Raw genomic sequence first — 21,750 nt, forward strand, 5'->3', positions numbered from 1 at the left:
TCAGGACCGGACCCGGTCGTCGGCCCGGCGCCCCGCGCGGGCATCGCGGACGGCCGCGGTGAGCTGCTCGTGCTCGGTGCCGAGGGTCTCGCTGAGAAAGAGCATCCGGGCCAGGCCGCGCTGGATCTTGCCGCTGGTGGTCCGGGGGACCGCCCCCGGGCGGACCAGCACCACGCTGGCCGCGCCGACCCCGAACTCCGTGGAGAGCAGGCGCCGGACGGCGGTGACGATTTCGGACCGGGCCGACGGGTCCATCGACCGCGCCCGGCATTCCTGCACCACGACCAGTTCCTCGTGCGGCGTCTCGACGGTGAAGGCCGCCCCGACACCGCGGGACAACCGGTCGTCCACCGTGCGGACGGCGGCCTCGATGTCGTGCGGGTAGAGGTTGCGGCCGTTCACGATCAACAGTTCCTTGATCCGGCCCGTGACGTAGAGCTCGCCGTCCCGCAGCAGCCCCAGGTCCCCGGTTCGCAGGAACCCGCCCTCGCCGTCGGCCAGTGCGTTGTCGAAGACCTCGGCGGTGGCGGCCGGGTCAGCCCAGTAGCCCCGGGCCACGCTGTCGCTGCGGAGCCAGATCTCGCCGATCCGGTCGGCCGGCTGCGGTCGCCGGGTGACCGGGTGGACGATCCGGATGTCGATGCCGGCCGGGGCGCCGCCACTGCTCACCAGGTGCCGTACCGGGCCCTCGTGGGCGGCGTCGACCGGGACCATCGTGTCGCGCTCGAGCAGGTCAGCGTCGACCGTGGTGACCACCGGCGGACGGTCCTCGGCGGCGCCGCTCACGCTGAGGGTCGCCTCGGCCATGCCGTAGCCCGGGCACAGCGCCTCCGGGCGCAGGCCCGCCCCGGCGAAGCGGTGGGCGAACGCGGCCAGGGTGGTCGCCTGCACCGGCTCGGAGCCGTTGACCGCCTGCGCCCACCGGGACAGGTCGAGACCGGCGATCTGGTCGTCGGTGACCCGGCGGGTGCACAGGTCGTACGCGAAGTTGGGGGCGGGGGAGATCCGGATGTCGTGCCGGTCGATCAACCGCAGCCAGGTGTGCGGGCGCTTGAGGAAGGCCGTCGCTGACATTCCCACGCTGCAACCGCCCACGGACAGCGGGGCGAGCAACTGCCCGATGAGGCCGAAGTCGTGGTACATCGGCAGCCAGCCGCCGACCCGCTCGCCCTCTCCGCCGCCGAGGATCTCGTGGAAGGTCCGCAGGTTGTGCCGGAGGTTCGCGTGGTCCACCACGACGCCCTTGGGCGTGCTGGTGGATCCGGAGGTGTACTGCAGGAACGCGATCGTGGAGCCGTCGATCGGCGGGCGCTCCCACTCCGCCGCCGGGTCCAGGGCGACCTCGTCGAAGGCCAGGCAGGGCACGTCAGCCAGCGCGGACTCGGCCGCCCAGGCGCGGACCACGTCGAGCGCGGCGGCGTCGGTGAGGATCGCCGCGACCTGCGCGTTGCGGGCGATGCCGGCCAGCCGGTCGCGCTGGCGGCGGTACCCGTCCGGCAGCGGCGCGGGAACGGGGACGGCCCCGGCGTGCTGGACGCCCAGAAAGTTCTCGGCGAAGGCCGTGCCGGGCTCGTTCAGCACCAGCACCCGATCGCCGGCACGCACCGGGCCGGCCAGCAGGGTGGCGATCTGCCGGGCCCGGGCGGCCAGGTCGGCCCAGGTCACGGTCCGTACCGGGCCGTCGCTCAGCGCCGGGTCCGGGTCGAAGATCAGCGCCGGCCGGCCGGGGTGCGAGGCCGCGCGGTGCTGAATCAGGTCGACAAAGGTCTCGTGGTCGGACATCAGGCGTTCCCCCGCAGGTCGGTGGCGTGCCGGATCAGCGTCGCGCCGGGTCCGGGCGGTGCATAAGACTCGATGGAGCGGGCAGTTGGGCTACCCGGACGGGTATGCCGATTCGTCATGACGTCTCCTGCCAGCCGCTGAGCCAGCCCTGGGCCACACCGGCCAGACCGACCGCGACCAGCGCCGCCCCCTCGTCACCGGCCAGCCGAGCCGCGTCCAGTTCGGCCAGGCCCGAGGCGATCCAGCTGGTCATCACGGCCTGCGCGAGGCCGGCGCCCACGGTGGCCGGCGGCCAGATCCCGGCGGCCTCGACGCGGCGCACCGTCACCGCGTCCGCGCCCAGCAGGTAGCCCGCCGCCCACACCTCGAGGGCGATCCGCCAGTGCAGGGCGGGCAACAGGTCCTGGGTCTCGAAGAGGTGCTCGAAGCCGTCGAGCACGTCGCTGACGGTCACCCCGACCAGGCCGCAGTGGTCGGCCCAGTACCAGCCGAAGCCGTGCTCGACCGGTTCCCCGGTGCCGGGCCGCAGCGGGCGCAGCAGGCACCGGCTGCGGTGCATCTGCACGGTGTAGGCCATCTGCTCGTCCGGTTGGACGCGGCGGCTCAGGGCGGCCTCGGCACTCGGGCTGAACTGCCAGTACTCGGCCGACAGGGCCGGGGCGGGCAGGAAGACGGTGGCGTGGAACCGGCCCGGGTGCCCGACGATGGTCGGATCGAACCGGTGGTCGACCAGGTGCGGCACGGTGCCGACGACCGGGATGCCGGACTCCCGGCAGAACCGGACCACCATCTCGTCGTCGTCCTTGACCTCGTCCGGGATCCCGTCCAGGAAGTCGGCGAGGTCCCGCGCGACCGCCACGGGCAGGACGAAGCCCTGGGTGGGCGTCCACTCGGACCGGGAGAGCGGCGCGAACGACCACCCGGCGATCGCCGCCCGCCGGATCAGGTACGAGTTCTGCGGACTGTCCCAGTGCGAGTAGAGCGAGATGCCGTGCTCCGGACGGGCGGTGATGGCGCGGTGCAGCTGGGTGGCGAAGCCCTGGACCAGCACGATGTCGTCCTGCAGCACCAGGTGGTGGGTGGCTCCGTCCTGAATGGAGCGCCAGGCCACTTTCGCGGTCCGCAGCGGGCTGGGCACACCGTCCGGGTCGGGATCGGTGACGACCCGGGCCGTCAGCGGGGCGCAGTCGCGCACCAGCGGCGGGATACGCTCCCGCCGCCGCGGGTGGTGCATGATCGCTACGCTCAGCCGGATCTCGGCGGAGGTCACTGCGCTTCCGCGGTGACCCGGCCGGCCGGGACGACGGGTTCGCCACCCAGGGCGGCCGACCGGTACGCGGCCTCGATCAGAGCCGTCGTCGTGATCACCTCACGCATCGGCCGGTCCCAGCCTGTGCCCGCGGCGACCAGGCCGGCGAAGTCGGCGAACATGCCGCCGAACCACTCCTGGTGGGTCTGGTCGCGGGTTGGCGGAGTGAGATCGGTCCGCTCGGCGCCGTGCACCGAACGCACCTCGGCCAGGCCGTCGTGCACGTCGGCCGTGCCGTGCGGGCCGGTCACCCGGTAGCGGTTGGAGCGGGTGCCGCTGACCCAGCTCAGGTCGATCTCGCACCGCCGGTCGCCGTCGAACTCCAGCAGGATCCGCGCCGCGACGTCCATACCGCCGGCCGCGTCGTCGTCGGCCCACTGCGCGACGCAGGCAACCGTCCGCGGCGCTTCGCCGAAGAGCTGGGTTGCCATGTACGCGCAGTGCGTCCCGTGGTCGAGCATGATGCCGCCGCGGGCCACCGAGATGTCCCGGCGCCAGTCCGGCTGCCACCCCGGCACTCCCCGTGCGTGCGAGTCCCGGGCGATCCGGAACACGGCGTGCGACGGGGGCCCGATCCGCCCGTTCGTCACGGCCCCGGTCAGCACCCGCATCATCGGCGAGAAGCCGTAGTTGTGGGCCGGATAGAGCAGTCGTTCCTGCTGCCGCGCGAGCGCGACCAGCTCGAGCGCCTCGTCGGTGTGCACGGCGACCGGCTTCTCGCAGATCACGTGCAGGCCCGCGGTGAGCGCGGCCCGCTCGAGGTCGACGTGGTACAGCGGCGGTGTGCAGATGTCGACGGCGTCGACCGGCTCGGCCGCCAGCAGCTCGGGCAGGCCGGCATAGGTGGCCACGGTGGGGTCGATCTGCCGGGCCCGGGCGCGGCGCTGCGGTGACGGGTCCAGCACCGCGGCCACCCGGGCGCCGGGGATCGTCCGGTAGGCGTGCAGCCGGCCCTCCCCGGCGGTGCCGAACCCGATGATGGCTGTCCTCATGCCGTCTCCTCGATGCCGATCGCTGATTGCGGCGCCGCGCCGTCGATCAGCACGCGGCGGATGATCTCGACGGCCTCGCCGGCCAGCTCCGGGTCCACCGTGAGCGGCGGATAGAGGCGCAGGGTGGTGCCGCCCGTCATGACCAGCACGCCGGCGTCGAGCAGGGCCAGGAACGTCTGCTTGAAGGCGGCCCGGTCCAGCGGCCGGCGGGTGCTCTTGTCGGCGACCAGCTCGATGCCGATCGCGAAGCCGGCGCCCCGGACGTCGCCGACCAGCGGGGACTCGTCGACCAGGGGCTGCAGCGCGGCCAGCATCTCGGCTCCCAGCTTGGCCACCCGGGCCGGCAGGTCCTCGTCGACCAGCACGTCGGTGGTGGTGGCGACGGCCCGGCAGGCCAGGGGGAAGGCGCCGAAGCTGGACGAGCTGGCGCTCGGGTCGGAGAACGGGGCCGCCGACATCAACTCGGCGGTGGAGATGACGCCGGTCACGGGGTAGCCGGCGCCCATGCCCTTGCCCACCGTGACGATGTCCGGGCTGACCCCGTCGCGTATGAAGGCGAACGACTCGCCGGTGCGGCCGAAGCCCGTCATCATCTCGTCCACGACGAGCAGCGCGTCGAACTCGTCGGCCACCGAGGCCAGGGCGTTCAGATACCCCGGTGGCGGCACCACGTTGCCGGACCGGCCCTGCACCGGCTCGACGACGAGAGCCGCGAGCGCGCCGGTGGAGTTCTCCTTGATGGTGTCCCGCACCGTCTCGACGCAGGCGAAGCCGCAGCCCGGGAACGTCGTCTTGAGCGGGCAGTGGTAGCAGTTGGCGTACGGGGCGCTGAAGTAGCCCGATGGCAACGGTCCGAGCCCGGCGCGGGCCCCGGCGGTGAGGGCGAGGCTGCCCAGGGTCTTGCCGTGGAACCCGCCCCAGAACGACAGGAACTCGTGTTTGCCGGTGACCGACTTCGCCAGCCGCAGCGCCGCCTCCACCGCTTCCGTGCCGCCGCTGTAGAGCTGGATCCGGTCCAGCGGCGGCGGCAGGAACGCCTGGAGCGACTTCGCCATGGCCCGGCGACCGGCCGATCCGAACGCTCCAGCCGGCGCGGTGGCCAGCTCGGCGGTGAGGGCCTCGATCAGCCGCGGGTGGGCGTGGCCGATCGAGTTGACGCCGCCGGCGCCCTGGAAGTCGACGATCTCGTTGCCGTCCACATCGACCAGGACCGCGCCCGCCGCGGACTCGACGCACAGTTGCGACCAGAGCATCACGGCCTGCAGGCCGGGTCCGATCACCTCCTGCTCGGCCGCCCAGTGCTCAGCGCCGAGCGGCCGGTGCGGGGACCGCCCGAACCGCTGACCGTCGCCTGGAGTGTTTGCCATGGCACCGCCTTTCCGGTGCGGTCCGATTCGCCGGTCGCGTCGACCGCCGGCCGCTTCGGTTCATGCTGGACACCGAAGCGGCGCATCGGGAGACTCGATCGGGCCCGACGAATGGGCATGCCCGGACGGCTGGGACGTCTGGGCAGCGCGGCGCCCCGGGGCCCGGTTTAGCGTGGCGCCGTGACCAGTTCCGTGCAGCACCTCATCGACGTGGCGGCGCAGGCCGCCGTGGACGCCGGGCGCCTGATCCGGGGCAAGTTCCGCGGTCCCGTCACGGCTTCCGCGAAAGGCGCCGCCCACGACGTCGTGACCGAGGTCGACCGGGCGGCCGAGGAGCTGATCCGCGCGGCCCTGCTGGCGGCCGCGCCGCACGCGACGGTGATCGGTGAGGAGGACGGCCGAGGGGCCGGGCCCGTTTCCGGCCGGGACGACGGTCCGGTGTGGGCGGTCGATCCGATCGACGGCACCTTCAACTTCGTCCGGGGCATCCCGTTCTTCTGCGTGTCGATCGGGCTGCGGATCGACGGCTGCACGGCCGGCGGGTGCGTCTACGACCCGGTGCACGACGAGCTCTTCACCGCGGCGGACGGCGCGGCCTTCCTGAACGGCACGCGGGTGCCCGCCCAGCCGGCTGGGCGGGCCCAGCCGCCGCTGGTGCTCTGCGACATACCCAACGCCGGTCGGCCGCCCGCCGCCGCCGAGACCGACCTGCTGGCCGCTCTGCTGTCGGCGGCGGCCGACGTCCGGCGGCTGGGCTCGTCGGCGCTGGCCCTGGCCTACGTGGCCGTGGGCCGAGCCGATCTGGCGGCCAACGCGGACGTGTACGACTGGGACACCGCGGCCGGGCGGGCGCTCGTGACGGCGACCGGCGGCGGCTACCTGAGTCATCCCGATCCGCTGCCGACCACGCGTCAGGGCGCCTTCGTCGCCTGGGCGCCGCAGCACGAGATGCTCGGCCGTGCGGTGGGCGACGCCCTGTCCCACGACTGTCTCGAGGAGAAGGTGTGAACGATCAGCGGTTCCTGTTCATGGGCGGACTGCACCGCAGCGGCACCACCCTGCTGGCCTCGCTGGTCGGGACGAACCCCCAGGTCGCCGGGTTCCGGCAGACCGGCGCCCCGATGGACGAGGGTCAGTACCTGCAGACCGTCTGCCCGTACGACGAGCAGCACGGCGGCCCGGGGCGGTTCGCGTACACGGCTGAGGCACACATGACCGAGCACGACGCGCTGGCCACCTCGGCCACCGCGCGGCTGCTGCGCGAGCAGTGGGCGCGCTATCTCGACCCCGGCCGTCCGACGGCGCTGGAGAAGTCACCGCCCAACATGCTGCGCTTCCGGTTCTTCGGGCGGCTCTTCCCGGGTTCCCGGTTCGTGCTGGTCGTCCGCCACCCGGTGGCGGTGGCGATGAGTACGCGCAAGTGGACGCCGGCGCTGACGGTGCGCGAGCTCGTCCTCCACTGGCTGCACGCCTACGACCTGGCCGCGGCGGACGCCGCTCACCTGGACCACCTGCTGACCGTCCGGTACGAGGAGCTGATGGCTGACGCGCCCGCAGTGCTGGACCGGATCGCCGCCTTCGCCGGGATCGGCTCCGGCTTCGACGTCGGTGACCTGGACCGGGGGGCCGACGAGCGGTATTTGAAGGCGTGGCGCAGCGGGCCCGGCGAGGCCGACGACCTCGGCGACCTGGCCGGCCGGATCGCTGCTCACGGCTACGACGTGCCCGTCCGATCCACTTTCGTCTGAGAGGAGCACCGATGTCCCGGCTGCTCATCGTGCACGGCACCGGCGGGCCGGCGCGCACCGACGCGTCGGTGCGCCTGGAATGGATCACCTCGATCCAGGACGGGCTGGCGCTGGCCGGTCACCCGGCCGGGCGACCGGACGCCACGGTGGTGAATCTCGACGCCCCCGGCCGCGGCGAGCCGGCCGCCGGGAGCGATCCGGCCGCCGAGGCCCGGCTGTTGCGGCGTTGCTGGCAGGCCGCCACGTTCGACACCGAACCGGGCTCCGAGCCGGCCGCTACGGCGGCGCTGGCGGCCCGGCTGGCCTGGTCGCGCTACTTCTGCGGGATGACGCCGGACGAGCTGATCACCACGCTGCGCCGGACCCGGGCGTACGCCGCCGGCGCGCCGGCCGGACGCCGGGCCGCCGACGAGGTGCGCGCGGCGCTCACCCCGGAAACCGAGATCGTGATCGGGCACTGCCTGGGCGGGGTCGCGGCCGCCGCCGCTCTGGCCGGCTCGCCGCCCGGCGTGCGGGCGCTGGTGACCCTCGGCTCCCCGCACCCCGTCGCCGCCGATGCGCCGGCCGGCGCGACCACCTGGGTTGACGTCACCGATGTGCAGGACACGCTGGTGCTCGCGGCCGGGGCCGACCCGGCCGGTGTGACCGACCGGGTGTCGCTGGACTGCGACCCTCGCCTGCGGGGCGCCCGCAACTACCTGGCCTCGCCGGAATTCGGCAAGATCCTCGGCAGCCTGCTCGAGGCGACGCCCGGACGATGAGCCGCCGGACCATGTCCGGAACGAGACATGGTCCTGGCCCGGGCCCGCCGCCGTCGGCTTCGATGAACCGCGTACTCCGAATGAGAGGAGCGCGGTCATGACCGCGACGATCGTCGAACAGCTTGTGCACCGCGAGGCGGCCGGGCCCCGGATCGCGTTGGTGATGGGTAATGACATCCTGCGGGACGGCCTCGCTGTCGCCCTGCGCGGCCTGGTCCTGGCCGGCCCGGTCCGCGCCTACCGCTCGATGACCGAGCTGGCCGAGACGACGGGTGAGCGCCCGGACGTGCTCGTCGTGAACGCGGCCGACGGCGTCCCGGGCATCGCGGCCGGCTCGCTGCTCGTCCCCGGCGCCAAGATCGTCATGCTGATCCACGACGCCCGCGCCGCCGAGGCGGTGCTGGCCAGCGGGGTGGTGGTGGACGGCTTCCTGCTCCAGCAGGACCTGTCCGGCCGCACCCTGGAGAACGCGCTGCGGGCGATCATGACCGGTGAGGTGCCGATGCCCGCGGTGCTGGCCCAGCAGCTGCTGGCCCATGCGGGCATCCGCCGCGCCCCGGCGTCGCCGGCGCCGATCTCCCTGACGCCGCGCGAGCACGAGACGCTGGTGCTGCTGGTGGAGGGGTTGAGCAACAAGCAGATCGCCCGGCGGCTCAAGATCTCCGACCACGGGGCGAAGCGGCTGGTGGCCGGTGTGCTGCTCAAGCTGGGCTCCACCAACCGGACGTCGGCCGTGGTCACGGCCATCCGTTCCGGTTTGGTGGAGTGCGCTTAGCCCGTACGCGAGAAGTGGCCGCGCCGACGACGGCGCGGCCACTTCCGTTCCTGGGTCAGACCGGGCTGGGCGCGTCCCGGTGCTCGTAGAGGCCGTGCACCGCCAGCTGGATGCCGAGTTCGAGCCGGCTGCGGGCGCCGACCATCTGCATGATCTGCGTGACGTGCCGTTGCACGGTACGGGTGGACACGGCCAGTTCCCGGGCCACCACGTCGTCGGTGGCGCCACTGGTCAGCCGGCGCAACACGTCACGCTGCAGCGCGTTGAGCCGGCTGTGCAGGTCGCCCTCGTCGGACCGCGCCTCGGACCAGTGGTGATGAAAGATCGTCACCAGCGTCCGCACGGCACTCGGCGAGTGGATCGCCAGCGGCGCCGGGCCACCCCCGCGGGAGACGATCGCCAGCTTGCGGTCGAGCAGGACCATCAGCGTCGGCGAGTGCTTCCCGCTGCGGATGTCGGCCCTCTTGCCCAGCAGGGCCCGCAGCTTGGTCCCCCGGTCCTGCAGCGTCTCCCCGGCCACGACGGCGAGCACGCGGTCGGCGCCGCGCCAGCCCGGGCCGGACGGCCGGGCCCGGCGCTTCTCGTTCTCCGACAGCAGGGAACAGTGGGCCGGAATCAGCGCGAGCACTTCCTCCCGGGCCGAGCGGATCAGACGGTTGGCCAGCTGCCAGGCCTCGCTGTCGGCGGCATGGGATTCCCGTTCCGGTTCTTCATCGGACATGTTCTTCCTCCCCCGTGCGGCCGTCCCACTCACGCCACGCTGCGCCGAACGGCCGTCGAAGGGAAAGGTAACGATCGGCGGACGCTCCGGGTACCGGGGAATCCCTGCCTCAGCCGATCGGATTTCGGCCGGGCCACCGCCGCAATCGCAGCGGGCCGCCCGGCCGCGCCGGACCGTTGACGCGCAGATACATCAGCACCGCGCGCACCCGCCGGTGGACGCCTTCGTCGGCCTCGATCTGCAACCGGCCCAGAATGCTGGTCACATACGATTCGACCGTCTTGATGCTCAGATTCAGCCGGTCGCCGATCGCCCGGTTGGTGTAGCCCTGCGCCATGAGGCCGAGCACTTCTCGCTCGCGGACGGTGAGCTGGTCGAACCGGCCACCCGTCCGGTGGCCGGCCATCAGTTCCTCGATCAGGCTCGCGTCGATCAGCGCGCCGCCGTTCGCGATGTCGCGCAATGCGGCGACCATTTGCTCGACGTTGAGAATGCGCTCCTTGAGCAGATATCCGACGCCGCCCTCGCCGGAATTGACGATCGCGAGCGCGTACTCCGTCTCGACGTGCATGGAAAGGATCAGGACGGCGATCCCGGGGTACTCCCGCCGGATCCGCTCCGTGGCGGCCAGGCCCTCGGTGGTGTAGGTCGGTGGCATCCGGATGTCCACGATGACCGCGTCCGGCCGGTGTTCGGTGACCGCCTCCAGCAACTCGCGCGCGTCGTTCACCGCGGCCAGCACCTCCATGCCGGCCTGGCGCAGCATGGCGTTCAGGCCCTCCCGGATCAGGACCGCGTCGTCTGCAATGACGATGCGCACGGGATCACCACCCGCAGCGTCGTGCCGGCGCCGGGCCGGCTCTCCAGGCCGAGCCGGCCCCCCAATTCCTCGGCGCGGCGGCCGAGCTGGCCCAAGCCACCCTCCTCGTACACCCGGGCGCCGCCCTTTCCGTCGTCGCAGACCGCCAGATGCAGGCAGCCGCTTTCCTTGCGCAGCCGGATCACCACGTTCCGGGCGGCGCCGTGCCGGATCGCGTTGGCCAGCGCCTCGGCCACGGTGAAGTAGGCGAGCTCGGCCACCAGCGGCGGGATCGCGCGGGGGCGGCCCTCGATCCGGACTCGCGCCGGCGTGTTGGCGGCCAGCACGCCCAGCGCCTCGTGCAGTTCGCGCCGGTTGAGGGCGGGCGGCCGCTGACCGCGACTCAGCAGCCGCAGCTCGCTCAGCGCCAGGGTGAGTTCGGTGACCGCCGTGTCCAGATGGGCGTCGGCCTCGTCGCGGGTCCCGCCCAGCGCGCTACGGGCCATCTGCAGCAACAGGGCCGCGTTGACCAGCCGCAGCTGGGCGCCGTCGTGCAGGTCGCGTTCGATCTCGGTGCGCGCCCGCTGCCGTCCGTCCGTGGCCTCCTGCGTGTATCGGCGCTTCCAGAGCGCGGCGTCGGCCTGCCAGCCCCGGGCGTTGGCGAACAGCACCAGGGGCGGGATCACCATCTGGAGGATGACGCCGGCCGCGTTGCCCACCAGCCACACCAACCCGGGCGGCGTGGTCAGCAGCGGCACCACCGCAGCCGCGAACACCTGCACACAGAGCAGCACGCCCAGGACGGCGACGATCCGCGGATCCCCTCGCCGCCGGGCCAGCACGACGGCGAGCCAGACGGCCACCACGACCACGGCGAGGCGGGCCGCCACCGGCAGGTACGGCGCGACCGTCCAGCCCGGAGCGGGCAGGCAGATCAGGCACGGGTCGGTGGGGCTGGGCGGGGTGATCCGGCTGTCGGTGGTCAGCAGCGGCAGCACGGCCAGGCTGACCGTCAGAAGCGCCCGCTCGGACCCGGTGAACGGCCGCCGCCCCGGGTGCGCGATCAGGGCGACGACCAGCAGGGTCCAGACCACCGGGTGGGCGAACGCCGCCAGGTCGGCCCCGTCCACGCCGTGCAGGGGACCGGTGGCGCGGGCCAGCCAGACGGCGGCGACGGTGAAGAAGAGCAGGCCGGTCAGGGCGCTCGAGGCCGGCGCGATCAGGATCATCCCGGCTGTGCTGTAGGAGCAGACGAGAACCAGGGCGGTCACGACGAACAGCGTGGTGTCGGCGTCGCCCGTCTCGATCACCCGCACGACATCGGCCAGGCTGACGGCCGCCACCGCACAACCGAGCAGTGTGACGGCCGGCCCTCGCCAGGCTGTGAACGGACCGAGTCGAGCAATTCCGGGCACCGAAAGGCGCACGATCGTTCCCCCGTGGTCGGTAGCCGATACGAGCCGCGACCAGGCGTACATCGAATCGATGAGTGCGGGACCGGGCGGGCCCGCGCACAACTCAGTCGATTCGCCCGGACCAGCTCCCGCGCGATCAAAATCAATATAACGCAGCGATTTCGGCGACAGGTCGATCGCGGCCAATGAGTTTTCCGCAAAGAGCCGCATTGCCGGGCTACCCCTTAGCAACCGCTCCAAACGCGCGAAACGGACTGCGCACCGTTCCCGTTCCCGCTATTACCTACAAGTAGAGTATGGATGTGGACCGGGGAGGCCGAGGCCAGCTCGGGGAGGGGCCATCGACAACCCGGCAATGAGCCGATCCTTGGCCGAAAGGAAGGGCCCGGGCGCCGGCCGCCATTCCGCCAGGTCTGCGGAATGACGATGTCGGATTAACGATGCATGGTCGGAGTCGCCGAGCGGTCCATCGGGAAGCGATTTTTCTTCGGAAAGCACTTCCGCCCGATTGACAGTTTCCGACCGGCCGATCGGATCTGCCGTCTCGTCGGCGCTGGTTCGCCGGATCAGCCCGGAGTGACTAGGCCGGTCTCATATGCGAAGACGACCGCCTGGGCCCTGTCCCGCAGGGCCAGCTTGCCCAGGATGCGCCCGATGTGAGTCTTGACAGTCTGTTCGGCGACCACCAGATCGGCGGAAATCTCCTGATTGGACAGTCCCCGGGCGATCAGGCGCAGCACGTCGGTCTCGCGGGGGGTGAGAGCGTTCAGGGCGGTCGGCCGGGGCCGTTCCGACTGCGGGCGGGCGGCGAACTCGGCTATCAGGCGGCGGGTCACCGAGGGGGCCAGCAGTGCCTCGCCGGCGGCCACCACGCGTACGGCGTTGATGAGGTCGGCGGCGGGGGCGTCCTTGAGCAGGAAGCCGCTGGCGCCGGCGCGCAGGGCCGCGTACACGTAGTCGTCCAGGTCGAACGTGGTCAGGATCAGGACCTTGGGGCCGTCGGCCTGGTTCAGGCGGCGGGTCGCCTCGAGGCCGTCCATCACCGGCATGCGCACGTCCATCAGGACCACGTCGGGGCGGAGCTCGCGGGACCGGGTGACGGCGGCTGCCCCGTCGGCGGCGTCGCCCACGACCAGCATGTCGGGCTGGGCGGTCAGCAGCGCGCCGAAGCCCTGGCGAACCATCGCCTGGTCGTCGGCGATCAGGATCTTGATCATTGGTTCTCTCCCCACGGCAGGACCGCCCGGACGACGAAGTGGTCGCCGTCGGGGGCGGCGGTGAGCGTGCCACCCAGCAGCTCGGCGCGTTCGCGCATGCCTTCGAGCCCGTGCCCCTCGCTCGTGGTGAGGAGGCTCGTCAGCGGGTTGCGCACGGTGACCTCGAGGCGGTCGTCCAGGTTGCGGGCGTCGACGCTGACCGGGGCGCCGGGGGCGTGCCGCGCCGCGTTGGCCAGCGCCTCCTGAATGATCCGGTACGTCGCGAGCTCCGCCGCCGCCCCACCCAGGGTGGGCAGCCTAGAGGAACCGGCGCCGCCACGACGTCCGTTGTCCACAGCCCCGACCGCCGCGGGTGAGTTGTCCACAGGACGCGGCAGCCCGGTTGCGCTGTAAGCGACCTTGACCCCCGCCGCCCGCGCGGTCGCGATCAGGCCTTCCACTTCGGCGAACCCGGGCTGGGGAGCGCGGGGCGCCTCGTCCTGCTCGGCTCGCAGCACCCCCAGCAGCCGCCTCATGTCGGTCAGGGCTTCCCGGGCCGCGTCGGCGATCGTCGCCAGCTCCTCCTTCGCCGGGCCGGACAGTTCGCCCACACGGTAGGGCGCGGTCTCGGCCCGGACGGCGATCATCGACATGTGGTGGGCGACCACGTCGTGCATCTCGCGGGCGATCCGGGTGCGTTCCTCGAGCACAGCCCGTTTGGCCCGCTCCAGCTCGGTGAGCTCTTCCTTCTCGGCCAGCAGGGCCCGCGTACGGCGGCGGCGCGACACGATGTCGCCGAGCGCGGCGATCGCCACCAGCAGGATCGCGGCGCCCCAGGCGTTCGCGTACGGGGCGTAGACAAAAGCAGGGACCAGGCTGAAGGCGGTCGCCCAGATGGTGAGAGCGGCGTCCTCGACCACCGCGAGACGGCCCAGGATCAGCAGGAAGCCGAGGATCTGGACCGGGTTCCAGGGCCATGACTCCTCGAGGCCGGACTGCAGCGAGCCCAGGAAGAGCATCAGGAAGGCCAGCCGCCAGGCGAGCACGGGGCGACGCAGAGTGATGATGACCGGCAGCACCGAGCCGGCCGAGATGACCGCCACCCAGATCGGGTCGAGCTCGCGGTTCTCGGCCAGGTAGGTGCCGGTGCCCAGGCCCAGGCCGATCAGGGCCACCAGGCCGAGCGGCATCAGATAGATCCGGATGCGCGCCCGCAGTGCGGGGCGGGGAGTCTCGCGGGACCAGAACAGGCGGCGTAACGGCCCCGTGGCATTGCGCCGGGTCACCGGGCCGATAGTCTCCACTCCGGCAGGTTACGGCGCTGCGCACCGCGCCGTCGTGCCCCCGCGGTGCCATCCGGCACCCCCTACCTGGATATGAGGAGCGAAGGTCGTGGCTCGCACGGTACTGGTGACAGGCGGCAACCGGGGCATCGGCCTCGCCATCGCGCAGGCGTTCGCCAAGCAGGGTGACCGGGTCGCGGTCACGCACCGGGGCAGCGGCGCGCCCGAGGGCCTGTACGGGGTGCAGTGCGACATCACCGACCAGGCCCAGGTCGACGCCGCGTTCACCCAGATCGAGAAGGACCTCGGGCCGGTCGAGGTGCTGGTGGCCAACGCCGGCATCACCGACGACACGCTGCTGCTGCGCATGAGCGAGGAGCAGTTCGAGCGGGTGATCGACACGAACCTGAAGGGCTCGTTCCGGGTCGCCAAGCGGGCCAGCTCCAAGATGCTGCGCGCCAAGTGGGGCCGGATCATCTTCATCTCGTCGGTTGTCGGGCTGTACGGCGGCCCGGGTCAGGTCAACTACGCCGCGAGCAAGGCCGGGCTGGTCGGCATGGCCCGCAGCATCACCCGCGAGCTGGGCAGCCGCAACATCACGGCGAACGTGGTGGCGCCGGGCTTCATCGACACCGAGATGACCCAGGTGCTGACGGACGACCGGCGGGCCGAGATCATCAAGGCCGTCCCGGCGGGCCGGCTGGCCACCACCGACGAGGTCGCGGCCGCGGTGACGTTCCTGGCCGGGGACACGGCCGGCTACATCAACGGCGCGGTCATCCCGGTCGACGGTGGCCTCGGTATGGGTCACTGAGAAAAACATCAAAGGAGTAACAACCCGTGTCTGGATTGCTGGCCGGCAAGCGGCTGCTCATCACCGGCGTGATCACCGACGCCTCGATCGCGTTCGCGGCGGCGCGGATCGCCCAGGAGAACGGGGCGAAGGTCGTGCTGACCGGCTTCGGCCGGATGTCGCTGGTCGAGCGGATCGCCAAGCGCCTGCCCGAGCCGCCGCCGGTGATCGAGCTCGACGTCACCGATTCGGAGCACCTGGCCGCGTTGCCCGGCAAGGTGCGTGAGCACGTCGACGGGCTGGACGGGGTGCTGCACTCGATCGCCTTCGGGCCGCAGAGCGTGCTGGGTGGCGAGTTCCTCAACGCGCAGTGGGAGGACGTGTCCAAGGCCCTGCAGGTCTCCACGTACTCGTACCAGTCGCTCGCCGTGGCCTGCCTGCCGCTCATGCAGGCGGGTGGCAGCATCGTGGGCCTGACCTTCGACGCGACCAAGGCGTGGCCGGTCTACGACTGGATGGGCGTGGCCAAGGCGGGCCTGGAGTCGGCCAACCGCTACCTGGCGCTGCACCTGGGCAGCAAGGGCATCCGCAGCAACCTGGTGAGCGCCGGGCCGCTGCGCACGATGGCGGCCAAGTCGATCCCCGGCTTCGAGCAGTTCGAGGACGCGTGGGCCAACCGGGCGCCGCTGGGCTGGGACCTGCACGACACCACGGCCACCGGCAAGGCCATCTGCGCCCTCCTGTCGGACTGGTTCCCGGCCACGACGGGTGAGGTTGTGCACGTCGACGGGGGCTACCACGCGCTTGGTGCGTAGCCCGGTGGAATAGTGGACTGGTGGTCTATGACGCCTTCGTCCTGCTGTCCTTCGGTGGTCCCGAGAAGCCCGATGACGTGATGCCGTTCCTGCGCAACGTGGTGCGCGGGCGTGGAGTTCCGGACGAGCGCCTGGCCGAGGTGGCTGAGCACTACTACCACTTCGGCGGGGTCTCGCCCATCAACCAGCAGTGCCGTGACCTGCTCGCGGCGGTGAGCGCCGAGTTCAAGGCGGGCGGCGTCGACCTGCCCACGTACTGGGGCAACCGCAACTGGCAGCCCATGCTGGCCGACACGGTGGCGCAGATGCGCGACGACGGCGTGACCCATGCGCTCGGGTTCGCCACCAGCGCGTACGGCGGGTATTCGTCGTGCAAGCAGTACTGGGAGGACATCGCGAACGCCCGGGCCAAGGTCGGCCCGGGCGCGCCGGTGATCTCGAAGCTGCGGCAGTTCTGGGACCACCCGGGCTTCGTCGAGCCGCACGCGAGCGCCGTACGGTCGGCCCTGGCCACTCTCGACGAGAGCCGGCGCGAGACGACACGACTCGTCTTCACGGCGCACTCGATCCCGGTGAGCATGGCCAAGACCGCCGGCCCGACGGGCGGGCGCTACGAGGCCCAGCTGCACGAGACGGCACGGCTCGTCGCGGGTCACGACGACTGGGACCTGATGTGGCAGAGCCGCTCCGGCCCGCCGCAGGTGCCGTGGCTCGAGCCGGACATCAACGACCATCTCGAAACCCTCCAGGAGCGGGGCGTCACCGACGTCGTGGTCAGCCCGATCGGCTTCGTCTCGGACCACCTCGAGGTGCTCTGGGACCTCGACAACGAGGCGGCCGACACGGCCAAGCGGCTCGGCCTCGGGTACGCGCGCGCGGCGACGCCCGGCACAGATCCGCGTTTCGTCACGATGGTGCGGGAACTCGTCCGGGAGCGCACCGAGGGTGCGCCACTGCAGCGGCTCGGTACGCTGCCGGTCTGGGACGACTGCCCGGTCCCGTGCTGCCCACCCCCACAGCGACGAGGAGCATGATGACTGAGCGCAAGGCCGTCGAGAGCTGGCTCACCGACATGGACGGGGTCCTCGTCCACGAGGGTGTGCCGGTGCCGGGCGCCCCCGAGTTCGTCAACCGGATGAAGACGTCCGGCAAGCCCTTCCTCATCCTGACCAACAACTCGATCTACACGCCGCGCGACCTGCAGGCCCGGCTCACCCGCATGGGCTTCGACGTGCCCGAGCAGTCCATCTGGACGGCGGCGCTGGCCACCGCGCAGTTCCTGGCCGACCAGCGGCCGGGCGGCACGGCGTACGTCATCGGCGAGGCCGGCCTGACCACTGCCATGCACGCGGCCGGCTACGTGCTGACCGAGTTCGACCCCGACTACGTGGTGCTGGGCGAGACCCGCACGTACAGCTTCGAGGCGATCACCAAGGCGATCCGGCTGATCGACGGCGGCGCCCGCTTCATCTGCACCAACCCCGACGCCACGGGCCCCTCCAACGAGGGCGCGCTGCCCGCCGCCGGCTCGGTGGCCGCCATGATCTCGAAGGCGACCGGCGTCGACCCGTACTTCGTGGGCAAGCCCAATCCGATGATGATGCGCTCGGCCCTGAACACCATCAAGGGCCACAGCGAGAGCACGGCGATGATCGGCGACCGGATGGACACCGACATCCTGTGCGGGCTCGAGGCCGGGCTCGAGACGATCCTCGTGCTGACCGGCATCAGCACCCGTGAGGAGGCGGACCGCTACCCGTTCCGCCCGTCCCGCATCGTCAACTCGGTGGCCGATCTGATCGACGAGATCTGACCGCGATGGGCCACCCCGTGATGTTCGACGAAGAAGATCAACTGCTTCATCGCGTACGGGAGTTGGCCCTGAGTTTTCCCGATGCGGCCGAGAAGGTGTCGCACGGGATCCCGGCCTTCCACACGACCAAGGTGTTCGCCTATTACGGCGGCAGCGTCAAGGTCGACGGCGAGTACCGGCGGCACGACCAGTCGCTGCTCGTGCTGCTCGAGCCGGACGAGCGTGCGGCCCTGGCCGACGACCCGCGGTGCTACCTTCCGGCCTACCTGGCGCCGGCGGGCTGGATCGGCATCGACCTGAGCGACGACACCGACTGGAACGAGATCGCCGAGCTGCTCGACGCGAGTTACCGCCGCACGGCGGGCAAGCGCCGGGTGGCCCGGCTCGACGCTGCTACGGAATGAGCCGGTTCAGCAGCGGGAACTCGTCGTAGGGCTGGTTCCAGTCGCCGAAGTGGCCGTCGTCGCGGACGATCTGGGTGCCGCCCAGGCGCTCGAACATGGCCCGGCCCTGGTGCTCGTCGCAGCCGTACGGATCCTTGCGGGAATTGACGAAGTAGAGCTCGCCGGCGTTGGCGCGGATCGTGTCCCAGTCGTAGGCCGCCTGCAGCACGGGCTCGTCGGAATCGTTGGGCCGGGTGCTGTAGCCGGCGACGAGGATCGCCTGGGCGACCCGCACGTGTTCGAGCAGGGCCAGCAGCAGCGAGGCGCCGCCGGAGTGGCCGACCAGCACGGTCTGCTCGTCGAAGGTGTGTGCCTTCAGCACCCGCGGCAGTAACTCGGCGATCGGCTCGACGTTGAGCCCGGGGTAATGCGGAACTTCCACGTCGTACGCCCGCTCGGCCAGCCGCGCCGCGAGCCAGGGGTACCAGGCCACGCCCGGGTTGCCGCCGGTGCCGTGAAAGATGATCGCTCTTCGCATCGGAGCATTCTTGCAGGCCAGAGATTTGTCATAGTGTGGGGCGATGTACACCCGTAGGGCGGTGGTCGCGGGCGGGCTGCTGGCGGTGGCGCTGGGCGCCACCGCTGCCGTGGCCGCCACGCGCGCCGATCACGGCGGCACCCTCACGGTGCGCCGAGTGCCCGCTGCCGTTCAGCCGGTCGCCGCGCCCGTGCCGGTGCCGAAGGCCGCGCCCGCCCCGCCCGGACTGCCGACGATCTCCTACTGGCACGCGGCGCCCGGCCTGGCCCACGACCCGGCCGCCCATTCGGTCGCCGCCGTGGTCGAAGGCCTGCGGCCGCACGGCAAAGTGGCCGTCTACGACGCGCCCGGCGGCAAGCCGAGGGCCTTTCTGCCGCGGACCATCAGCGGCCTGCCGGTCACCGCGCCGATCGTCGGCAAGCGGCCGGGCTGGCTGGCGGTGCTGATCCCGTCGATCAACCGGCGCATCGGGTGGGTGCCTTCGTCTTCGGGAGCGGTACGGCCGCTGCGCGATCAGCTCGTGGTCGACCTCAGCCGGCGGCGGCTCACCTGGCTGCGGGACGGCCGGCAGCGCGGCCACTGGAAGGTCGCCGTCGGCTCGTCGCGGACCCCGACCCCGCTGGGCCGCACCTTCGTGATGGGCCGCACCATCACCCACGGTTCCGTGTACGCGGGTCTCGACGCGCTCGTGCTGGGCGCGGTGCCCGACGATCGGGACGCCCTGTCGGCCTCGCTGCGCAACGGGCACACCGCGATCCACGCCTGGCGCGACGAATCCGCCTTCGGCCGCAGCGTCTCCAACGGCTGCGTCCGCGTGCCGCCCGACGTCCAGCGCCTGCTGCTGCGTCACCTGCCCGAGGGCGTGCCGGTCAGCGTGGTGGAGTGACGGGCGAGGCGCGCAATCAGGCCGCCTCGGCCGCGGCCCGCTCATCGCGACCCGCGTGCAACACCCCCCACATCGACGAGTCGCAGGCTCAGGAGTCGCGCAAGCCCACCGAGTCGAAGTCCCAGAACGTCGCCGAATAGACGAGCGTGCCGGTCATCCACTCCTCGTAGGCGCTCAGCGGGTAAACCTGGAACGCCGCATCCGGAATTCGCAGCGACGGCTTACGGAACCCGAGCTCGCCGCCCGGCCGGAAACCGGACTTCGAGTAGTACGCCGGATCACCCTCGAGAAAGACCAGCGGCACCCGCTGTTCTTCGGCGATATCGAGGCCGCGCTTGATGAGCGCGCGCCCGACGCCCTGCCGCTGATACTCGGGCAGGACCGCGAGCGGGCTGAGCACCCACACATCGACCAGCCGGGGTGGCGCGTCGAGCAGGCTGCGCGTGAACATCACATTGCCGGCCACCCGGCCGTCCACCTCGGCCACCAGCGACAGCAACGCCGGATCGTCCTGCTTGAGCGCCCGGACCAGCTCCGCAATCTTGTCCCCGTCATTCCCGAACGCCGCCCGATGCACCTCAGCGACGTCGTCCCCGCCCCGCTCCACCCGAATCTCCATGGCGCTGCACGCTAGTGGCCGGGGAGGCTCCGTGCCCCCGATTTAGGCTCACGGCGTGACAAGCGAAGTGATTGCCGCCGCCTGGGTCCACGTCCGTGAACGCCGCGTCCTGGTGGTGCGGCCGGCGGGCCTGGACGCCTTCTATCTGCCCGGCGGCAAACCCGAGCCGTCCGAGACGTACGCCGAGGCTGCCGCCCGCGAGACCCGCGAAGAGGTAGGCCTCGTCGTCGACCCGGCCGATCTCACTCTGTTCACCGAAATCGTGGCGCCGGCCCACAACCGTCCACCCGGCACGACCGTGCGGCTGATCTGCTTCACCGGCGGCAAACCCGATGAACAACCGGTCCCCGCCAACGAGATCGCCGAGCTGGCCTGGTTCACGTCGGCCGACGCCGCCCGGTGCGCACCGGCGATCCGGCTGCTGCTGGCCGAACTCGTCGCCGCCGGCCTGATCAGCTGAAGAACCGGGCCGCCACGGCGGTGTGCAGGCTGAAGCCGAGTTCGGCCGGGCCGTTCAGCACCTCCCAGCCGTACGTCTCGGCGTTGGCCTCGGGGGCGGGCATCTCGTCGACGGAAGCGAGCGGCGGGAACAGGGCGAACACCAGCAGGGTGCCGTCCGGGGCGCTGATGACGTCGTACAGCGTCGCCGTCGACGGGTCGACCGTCAGGCCGGTTTCCTCGCGCAGCTCGCGGGCGGCGCCGTCCTGCCAGGACTCGCCGTAGTCGATGAAGCCGCCGGGCAGGGCCAGCCGGTCGAGGGCCGGTGGGATCGCCCGGCGTACCACCAGCAGGCCGGCGCCGACCGGCTGGACGGCGACCGCGACGGGGGTGGGATTGCGGTACGTCGTTTCGGCGCAGGCTGTGCAGCGGCGCGGCCACGGCTGGCCGGGGACGAAGCGTGCGCCGCAGAAGGTGCAGTGCTTGATCCGGTCAGGCATGCAGGGGGGAGTTGCACGCGGCGACCAGGGCCTGGCGGCACGCGTCGAGCAGCGGGCGCAGGGCGGCGTCGCGTTGCTGGGCCTCGTAGCCGTTGATGGCTCCGCCGGGCGCGTTCGTCTCGGCCAGGGCGAGCACCTGGTCGAGGATCGATGCCCGGGCGAACAGGCGGCGGGCGCGCGGGTCGAAGCCGGGCGGCAGCGTGGCCGTGCTTTCGGGGCGCCGCAACGCCTGCAGGGCGCCGGCCAGCTCGGGCTTCCACTGCGCCACGTCGAGCTTGGTCAGCTGGCTGGTCGCCTCGCCCAGGGCCAGGGTCAGCTCGCCCTCGGCCTCGGCCGCGCCCATCTGGAAGACCGGGCGGTGGTTTTCCACCGGGAACCAGCGCCACAGCACCGTTTCGAATTCGACGCCGGAACCGGAGACGTGGCGGCGCACCTCGGGCACCACGCCGAACGACGGCGTCATCACGGCCTCGCCGGCCAGCATGGCGGCGCCGGTGAGCGGGCCGGGGCCGGGCAGGCCGCGCGGGTCGCCGGGGGCGGGCAGCACGAGCCGGATGTCGTCGGGGTGCACCTTGGCGAAGGCCGGCAGGCCCTGCGGCAGCGGCACGTCGGTCCACGTGCCGGGCACGTCGGCGACCAGGTGTTCCTCGTCGCGGGCGATCTCGTCGGCCAGCTCGTCGAAGGGGGCGAGCCCGGCGCGCCAGGCGCGCACCCAGGCCACGAACCGGGTGGAGCGCCGCGCGACGCGTGTGGCCGCATCTGCTGCGGGGGACATGCGAGCAAGGGTACGTGCCGGTTGGGAACCTTGTCTCGGCCG

At 71.9% G+C, this 21,750-nt stretch carries 24 protein-coding genes; 11 read left to right on the forward strand and 13 right to left on the reverse strand.

Annotated elements, in window-relative coordinates; genetic code table 11:
- From LXN57_RS28075 to LXN57_RS28090, 4 genes are all read right to left on the reverse strand, one after another.
- Nucleotides 1-1,782, reverse strand: a complete 1,782-nt coding sequence (locus tag LXN57_RS28075; protein WP_251801219.1) for a fatty acyl-AMP ligase — start codon at nt 1,780-1,782, stop codon at nt 1-3.
- Between the two features lie 115 nt (nt 1,783-1,897).
- Nucleotides 1,898-3,052, reverse strand: coding sequence for a hypothetical protein (locus LXN57_RS28080; RefSeq protein ID WP_251801220.1), 1,155 nt, complete (start codon nt 3,050-3,052; stop codon nt 1,898-1,900).
- Complete coding sequence (locus LXN57_RS28085; protein WP_251801221.1) at nt 3,049-4,083, reverse strand: Gfo/Idh/MocA family protein; 1,035 nt, start codon at nt 4,081-4,083, stop codon at nt 3,049-3,051. The genes LXN57_RS28080 and LXN57_RS28085 overlap by 4 nt, the downstream gene beginning before the upstream one ends.
- Entirely contained in the window at nt 4,080-5,450 is a 1,371-nt protein-coding gene (locus tag LXN57_RS28090) for an aspartate aminotransferase family protein (protein WP_251801222.1), read from the reverse strand. Before LXN57_RS28090 ends, LXN57_RS28085 begins: the two co-directional genes overlap by 4 nt.
- 180 nt (nt 5,451-5,630) lie before the next feature.
- On the opposite strand from LXN57_RS28090, the gene LXN57_RS28095 reads away from it, so the two are divergent.
- The 4 genes from LXN57_RS28095 (at nt 5,631) to LXN57_RS28110 (ending at nt 8,734) form a co-directional block, all read left to right on the forward strand.
- Nucleotides 5,631-6,458: an inositol monophosphatase family protein gene (locus LXN57_RS28095; RefSeq protein WP_251801223.1), complete on the forward strand. Its 828-nt coding sequence runs from the start codon at nt 5,631-5,633 to the stop codon at nt 6,456-6,458.
- Nucleotides 6,455-7,198 (forward strand): sulfotransferase family protein, encoded by a 744-nt coding sequence (locus tag LXN57_RS28100; RefSeq protein ID WP_251801224.1) that lies wholly within the window; start codon nt 6,455-6,457, stop codon nt 7,196-7,198. Before LXN57_RS28095 ends, LXN57_RS28100 begins: the two co-directional genes overlap by 4 nt.
- Before the next feature lie 11 nt (nt 7,199-7,209).
- Nucleotides 7,210-7,959 carry an alpha/beta hydrolase gene (locus LXN57_RS28105; RefSeq protein WP_251801225.1) on the forward strand — a complete coding sequence of 250 codons (750 nt, stop codon included), beginning with the start codon at nt 7,210-7,212 and terminating at the stop codon, nt 7,957-7,959.
- A 97-nt stretch (nt 7,960-8,056) separates the two neighbouring features.
- Entirely contained in the window at nt 8,057-8,734 is a 678-nt protein-coding gene (locus tag LXN57_RS28110) for a response regulator transcription factor (RefSeq protein ID WP_251801226.1), read from the forward strand.
- 55 nt (nt 8,735-8,789) lie between these two features.
- Here the strand turns inward: LXN57_RS28110 and LXN57_RS28115 are convergent, their stop codons facing one another.
- The 5 genes from LXN57_RS28115 to LXN57_RS28135 form a co-directional block, all read right to left on the reverse strand.
- On the reverse strand, nt 8,790-9,455 hold the full coding sequence (locus LXN57_RS28115; RefSeq protein ID WP_251801227.1) for a helix-turn-helix transcriptional regulator: 666 nt from the start codon (nt 9,453-9,455) through the stop codon (nt 8,790-8,792).
- Nucleotides 9,456-9,564: 109 nt separating this feature from the next.
- Nucleotides 9,565-10,275: a response regulator transcription factor gene (locus tag LXN57_RS28120; RefSeq protein ID WP_251801228.1), complete on the reverse strand. Its 711-nt coding sequence runs from the start codon at nt 10,273-10,275 to the stop codon at nt 9,565-9,567.
- On the reverse strand, nt 10,242-11,597 hold the full coding sequence (locus LXN57_RS28125) for a sensor histidine kinase (protein WP_251801229.1): 1,356 nt from the start codon (nt 11,595-11,597) through the stop codon (nt 10,242-10,244). The genes LXN57_RS28120 and LXN57_RS28125 overlap by 34 nt, the downstream gene beginning before the upstream one ends.
- 638 nt (nt 11,598-12,235) lie before the next feature.
- A complete protein-coding gene (locus LXN57_RS28130) occupies nt 12,236-12,886 on the reverse strand; it encodes a response regulator (RefSeq protein WP_251801230.1) in 651 nt (216 codons plus the stop codon).
- Nucleotides 12,883-14,169 carry a sensor histidine kinase gene (locus tag LXN57_RS28135; RefSeq protein WP_251801231.1) on the reverse strand — a complete coding sequence of 429 codons (1,287 nt, stop codon included), beginning with the start codon at nt 14,167-14,169 and terminating at the stop codon, nt 12,883-12,885. The genes LXN57_RS28130 and LXN57_RS28135 overlap by 4 nt, the downstream gene beginning before the upstream one ends.
- Before the next feature lie 88 nt (nt 14,170-14,257).
- Here LXN57_RS28135 and LXN57_RS28140 point away from each other — a divergent pair, with 88 nt between their 5' ends.
- The 5 genes from LXN57_RS28140 to LXN57_RS28160 are packed head-to-tail and all read left to right on the forward strand — an operon-like array spanning nt 14,258 to nt 17,973.
- Nucleotides 14,258-14,962, forward strand: coding sequence for a beta-ketoacyl-ACP reductase (locus LXN57_RS28140; protein WP_251801232.1), 705 nt, complete (start codon nt 14,258-14,260; stop codon nt 14,960-14,962).
- A 26-nt stretch (nt 14,963-14,988) separates the two neighbouring features.
- Nucleotides 14,989-15,756 (forward strand): enoyl-ACP reductase FabI, encoded by a 768-nt coding sequence (gene fabI / locus LXN57_RS28145; protein ID WP_251801233.1) that lies wholly within the window; start codon nt 14,989-14,991, stop codon nt 15,754-15,756.
- A gap of 20 nt (nt 15,757-15,776) precedes the next feature.
- Complete coding sequence (locus LXN57_RS28150) at nt 15,777-16,790, forward strand: ferrochelatase (RefSeq protein WP_251801234.1); 1,014 nt, start codon at nt 15,777-15,779, stop codon at nt 16,788-16,790.
- Nucleotides 16,790-17,569 carry an HAD-IIA family hydrolase gene (locus tag LXN57_RS28155; protein ID WP_221381739.1) on the forward strand — a complete coding sequence of 260 codons (780 nt, stop codon included), beginning with the start codon at nt 16,790-16,792 and terminating at the stop codon, nt 17,567-17,569. Before LXN57_RS28150 ends, LXN57_RS28155 begins: the two co-directional genes overlap by 1 nt.
- A 5-nt stretch (nt 17,570-17,574) precedes the next feature.
- Nucleotides 17,575-17,973, forward strand: a complete 399-nt coding sequence (locus LXN57_RS28160; RefSeq protein ID WP_251801235.1) for an MmcQ/YjbR family DNA-binding protein — start codon at nt 17,575-17,577, stop codon at nt 17,971-17,973.
- Here LXN57_RS28160 and LXN57_RS28165 read toward each other — a convergent pair.
- Complete coding sequence (locus LXN57_RS28165) at nt 17,963-18,490, reverse strand: alpha/beta hydrolase (RefSeq protein ID WP_251801236.1); 528 nt, start codon at nt 18,488-18,490, stop codon at nt 17,963-17,965. The two genes, LXN57_RS28160 and LXN57_RS28165, sit on opposite strands and share 11 nt — an antisense overlap.
- A gap of 43 nt (nt 18,491-18,533) precedes the next feature.
- On the opposite strand from LXN57_RS28165, the gene LXN57_RS28170 reads away from it, so the two are divergent.
- Nucleotides 18,534-19,376 (forward strand): L,D-transpeptidase, encoded by an 843-nt coding sequence (locus LXN57_RS28170; protein ID WP_251801237.1) that lies wholly within the window; start codon nt 18,534-18,536, stop codon nt 19,374-19,376.
- Nucleotides 19,377-19,464: 88 nt separating this feature from the next.
- Here LXN57_RS28170 and LXN57_RS28175 read toward each other — a convergent pair whose 3' ends face one another.
- Entirely contained in the window at nt 19,465-19,995 is a 531-nt protein-coding gene (locus LXN57_RS28175) for a GNAT family N-acetyltransferase (protein ID WP_251801238.1), read from the reverse strand.
- Nucleotides 19,996-20,050: 55 nt separating this feature from the next.
- Here LXN57_RS28175 and LXN57_RS28180 point away from each other — a divergent pair, with 55 nt between their 5' ends.
- Nucleotides 20,051-20,455 (forward strand): NUDIX hydrolase, encoded by a 405-nt coding sequence (locus tag LXN57_RS28180; protein ID WP_251801239.1) that lies wholly within the window; start codon nt 20,051-20,053, stop codon nt 20,453-20,455.
- Here the strand turns inward: LXN57_RS28180 and LXN57_RS28185 are convergent.
- Both LXN57_RS28185 and LXN57_RS28190 read right to left on the reverse strand, forming a co-directional pair.
- Nucleotides 20,448-20,933, reverse strand: a complete 486-nt coding sequence (locus LXN57_RS28185; RefSeq protein ID WP_251801240.1) for an NUDIX domain-containing protein — start codon at nt 20,931-20,933, stop codon at nt 20,448-20,450. The two genes, LXN57_RS28180 and LXN57_RS28185, sit on opposite strands and share 8 nt — an antisense overlap.
- Entirely contained in the window at nt 20,926-21,708 is a 783-nt protein-coding gene (locus LXN57_RS28190) for an Rv1486c family protein (protein WP_251801241.1), read from the reverse strand. The genes LXN57_RS28185 and LXN57_RS28190 overlap by 8 nt, the downstream gene beginning before the upstream one ends.
- Nucleotides 21,709-21,750: the final 42 nt, after the last annotated feature.

Source organism: Paractinoplanes hotanensis, assembly GCF_023717965.1.
GTDB classification, from domain to species: Bacteria; Actinomycetota; Actinomycetes; order Mycobacteriales; family Micromonosporaceae; genus Actinoplanes; species Actinoplanes polyasparticus.

Excerpts from the sequence above, each read along its gene's own strand:
- LXN57_RS28075 (WP_251801219.1), bottom strand. The coding sequence starts at position 1,782 with ATGTCCGACCACGAGACCTTTGTCGACCTGATTCAGCACCGCGCGGCC.
- LXN57_RS28085 (WP_251801221.1), bottom strand. The coding sequence starts at position 4,083 with ATGAGGACAGCCATCATCGGGTTCGGCACCGCCGGGGAGGGCCGGCTG.
- LXN57_RS28090 (WP_251801222.1), bottom strand. The coding sequence starts at position 5,450 with ATGGCAAACACTCCAGGCGACGGTCAGCGGTTCGGGCGGTCCCCGCAC.
- LXN57_RS28105 (WP_251801225.1), top strand. The coding sequence starts at position 7,210 with ATGTCCCGGCTGCTCATCGTGCACGGCACCGGCGGGCCGGCGCGCACC.
- LXN57_RS28110 (WP_251801226.1), top strand. The coding sequence starts at position 8,057 with ATGACCGCGACGATCGTCGAACAGCTTGTGCACCGCGAGGCGGCCGGG.
- LXN57_RS28115 (WP_251801227.1), bottom strand. The coding sequence starts at position 9,455 with ATGTCCGATGAAGAACCGGAACGGGAATCCCATGCCGCCGACAGCGAG.
- LXN57_RS28130 (WP_251801230.1), bottom strand. The coding sequence starts at position 12,886 with ATGATCAAGATCCTGATCGCCGACGACCAGGCGATGGTTCGCCAGGGC.
- LXN57_RS28155 (WP_221381739.1), top strand. The coding sequence starts at position 16,790 with ATGACTGAGCGCAAGGCCGTCGAGAGCTGGCTCACCGACATGGACGGG.
- LXN57_RS28160 (WP_251801235.1), top strand. The coding sequence starts at position 17,575 with ATGGGCCACCCCGTGATGTTCGACGAAGAAGATCAACTGCTTCATCGC.
- LXN57_RS28165 (WP_251801236.1), bottom strand. The coding sequence starts at position 18,490 with ATGCGAAGAGCGATCATCTTTCACGGCACCGGCGGCAACCCGGGCGTG.
- LXN57_RS28170 (WP_251801237.1), top strand. The coding sequence starts at position 18,534 with ATGTACACCCGTAGGGCGGTGGTCGCGGGCGGGCTGCTGGCGGTGGCG.
- LXN57_RS28175 (WP_251801238.1), bottom strand. The coding sequence starts at position 19,995 with ATGGAGATTCGGGTGGAGCGGGGCGGGGACGACGTCGCTGAGGTGCAT.
- LXN57_RS28185 (WP_251801240.1), bottom strand. The coding sequence starts at position 20,933 with ATGCCTGACCGGATCAAGCACTGCACCTTCTGCGGCGCACGCTTCGTC.
- LXN57_RS28190 (WP_251801241.1), bottom strand. The coding sequence starts at position 21,708 with ATGTCCCCCGCAGCAGATGCGGCCACACGCGTCGCGCGGCGCTCCACC.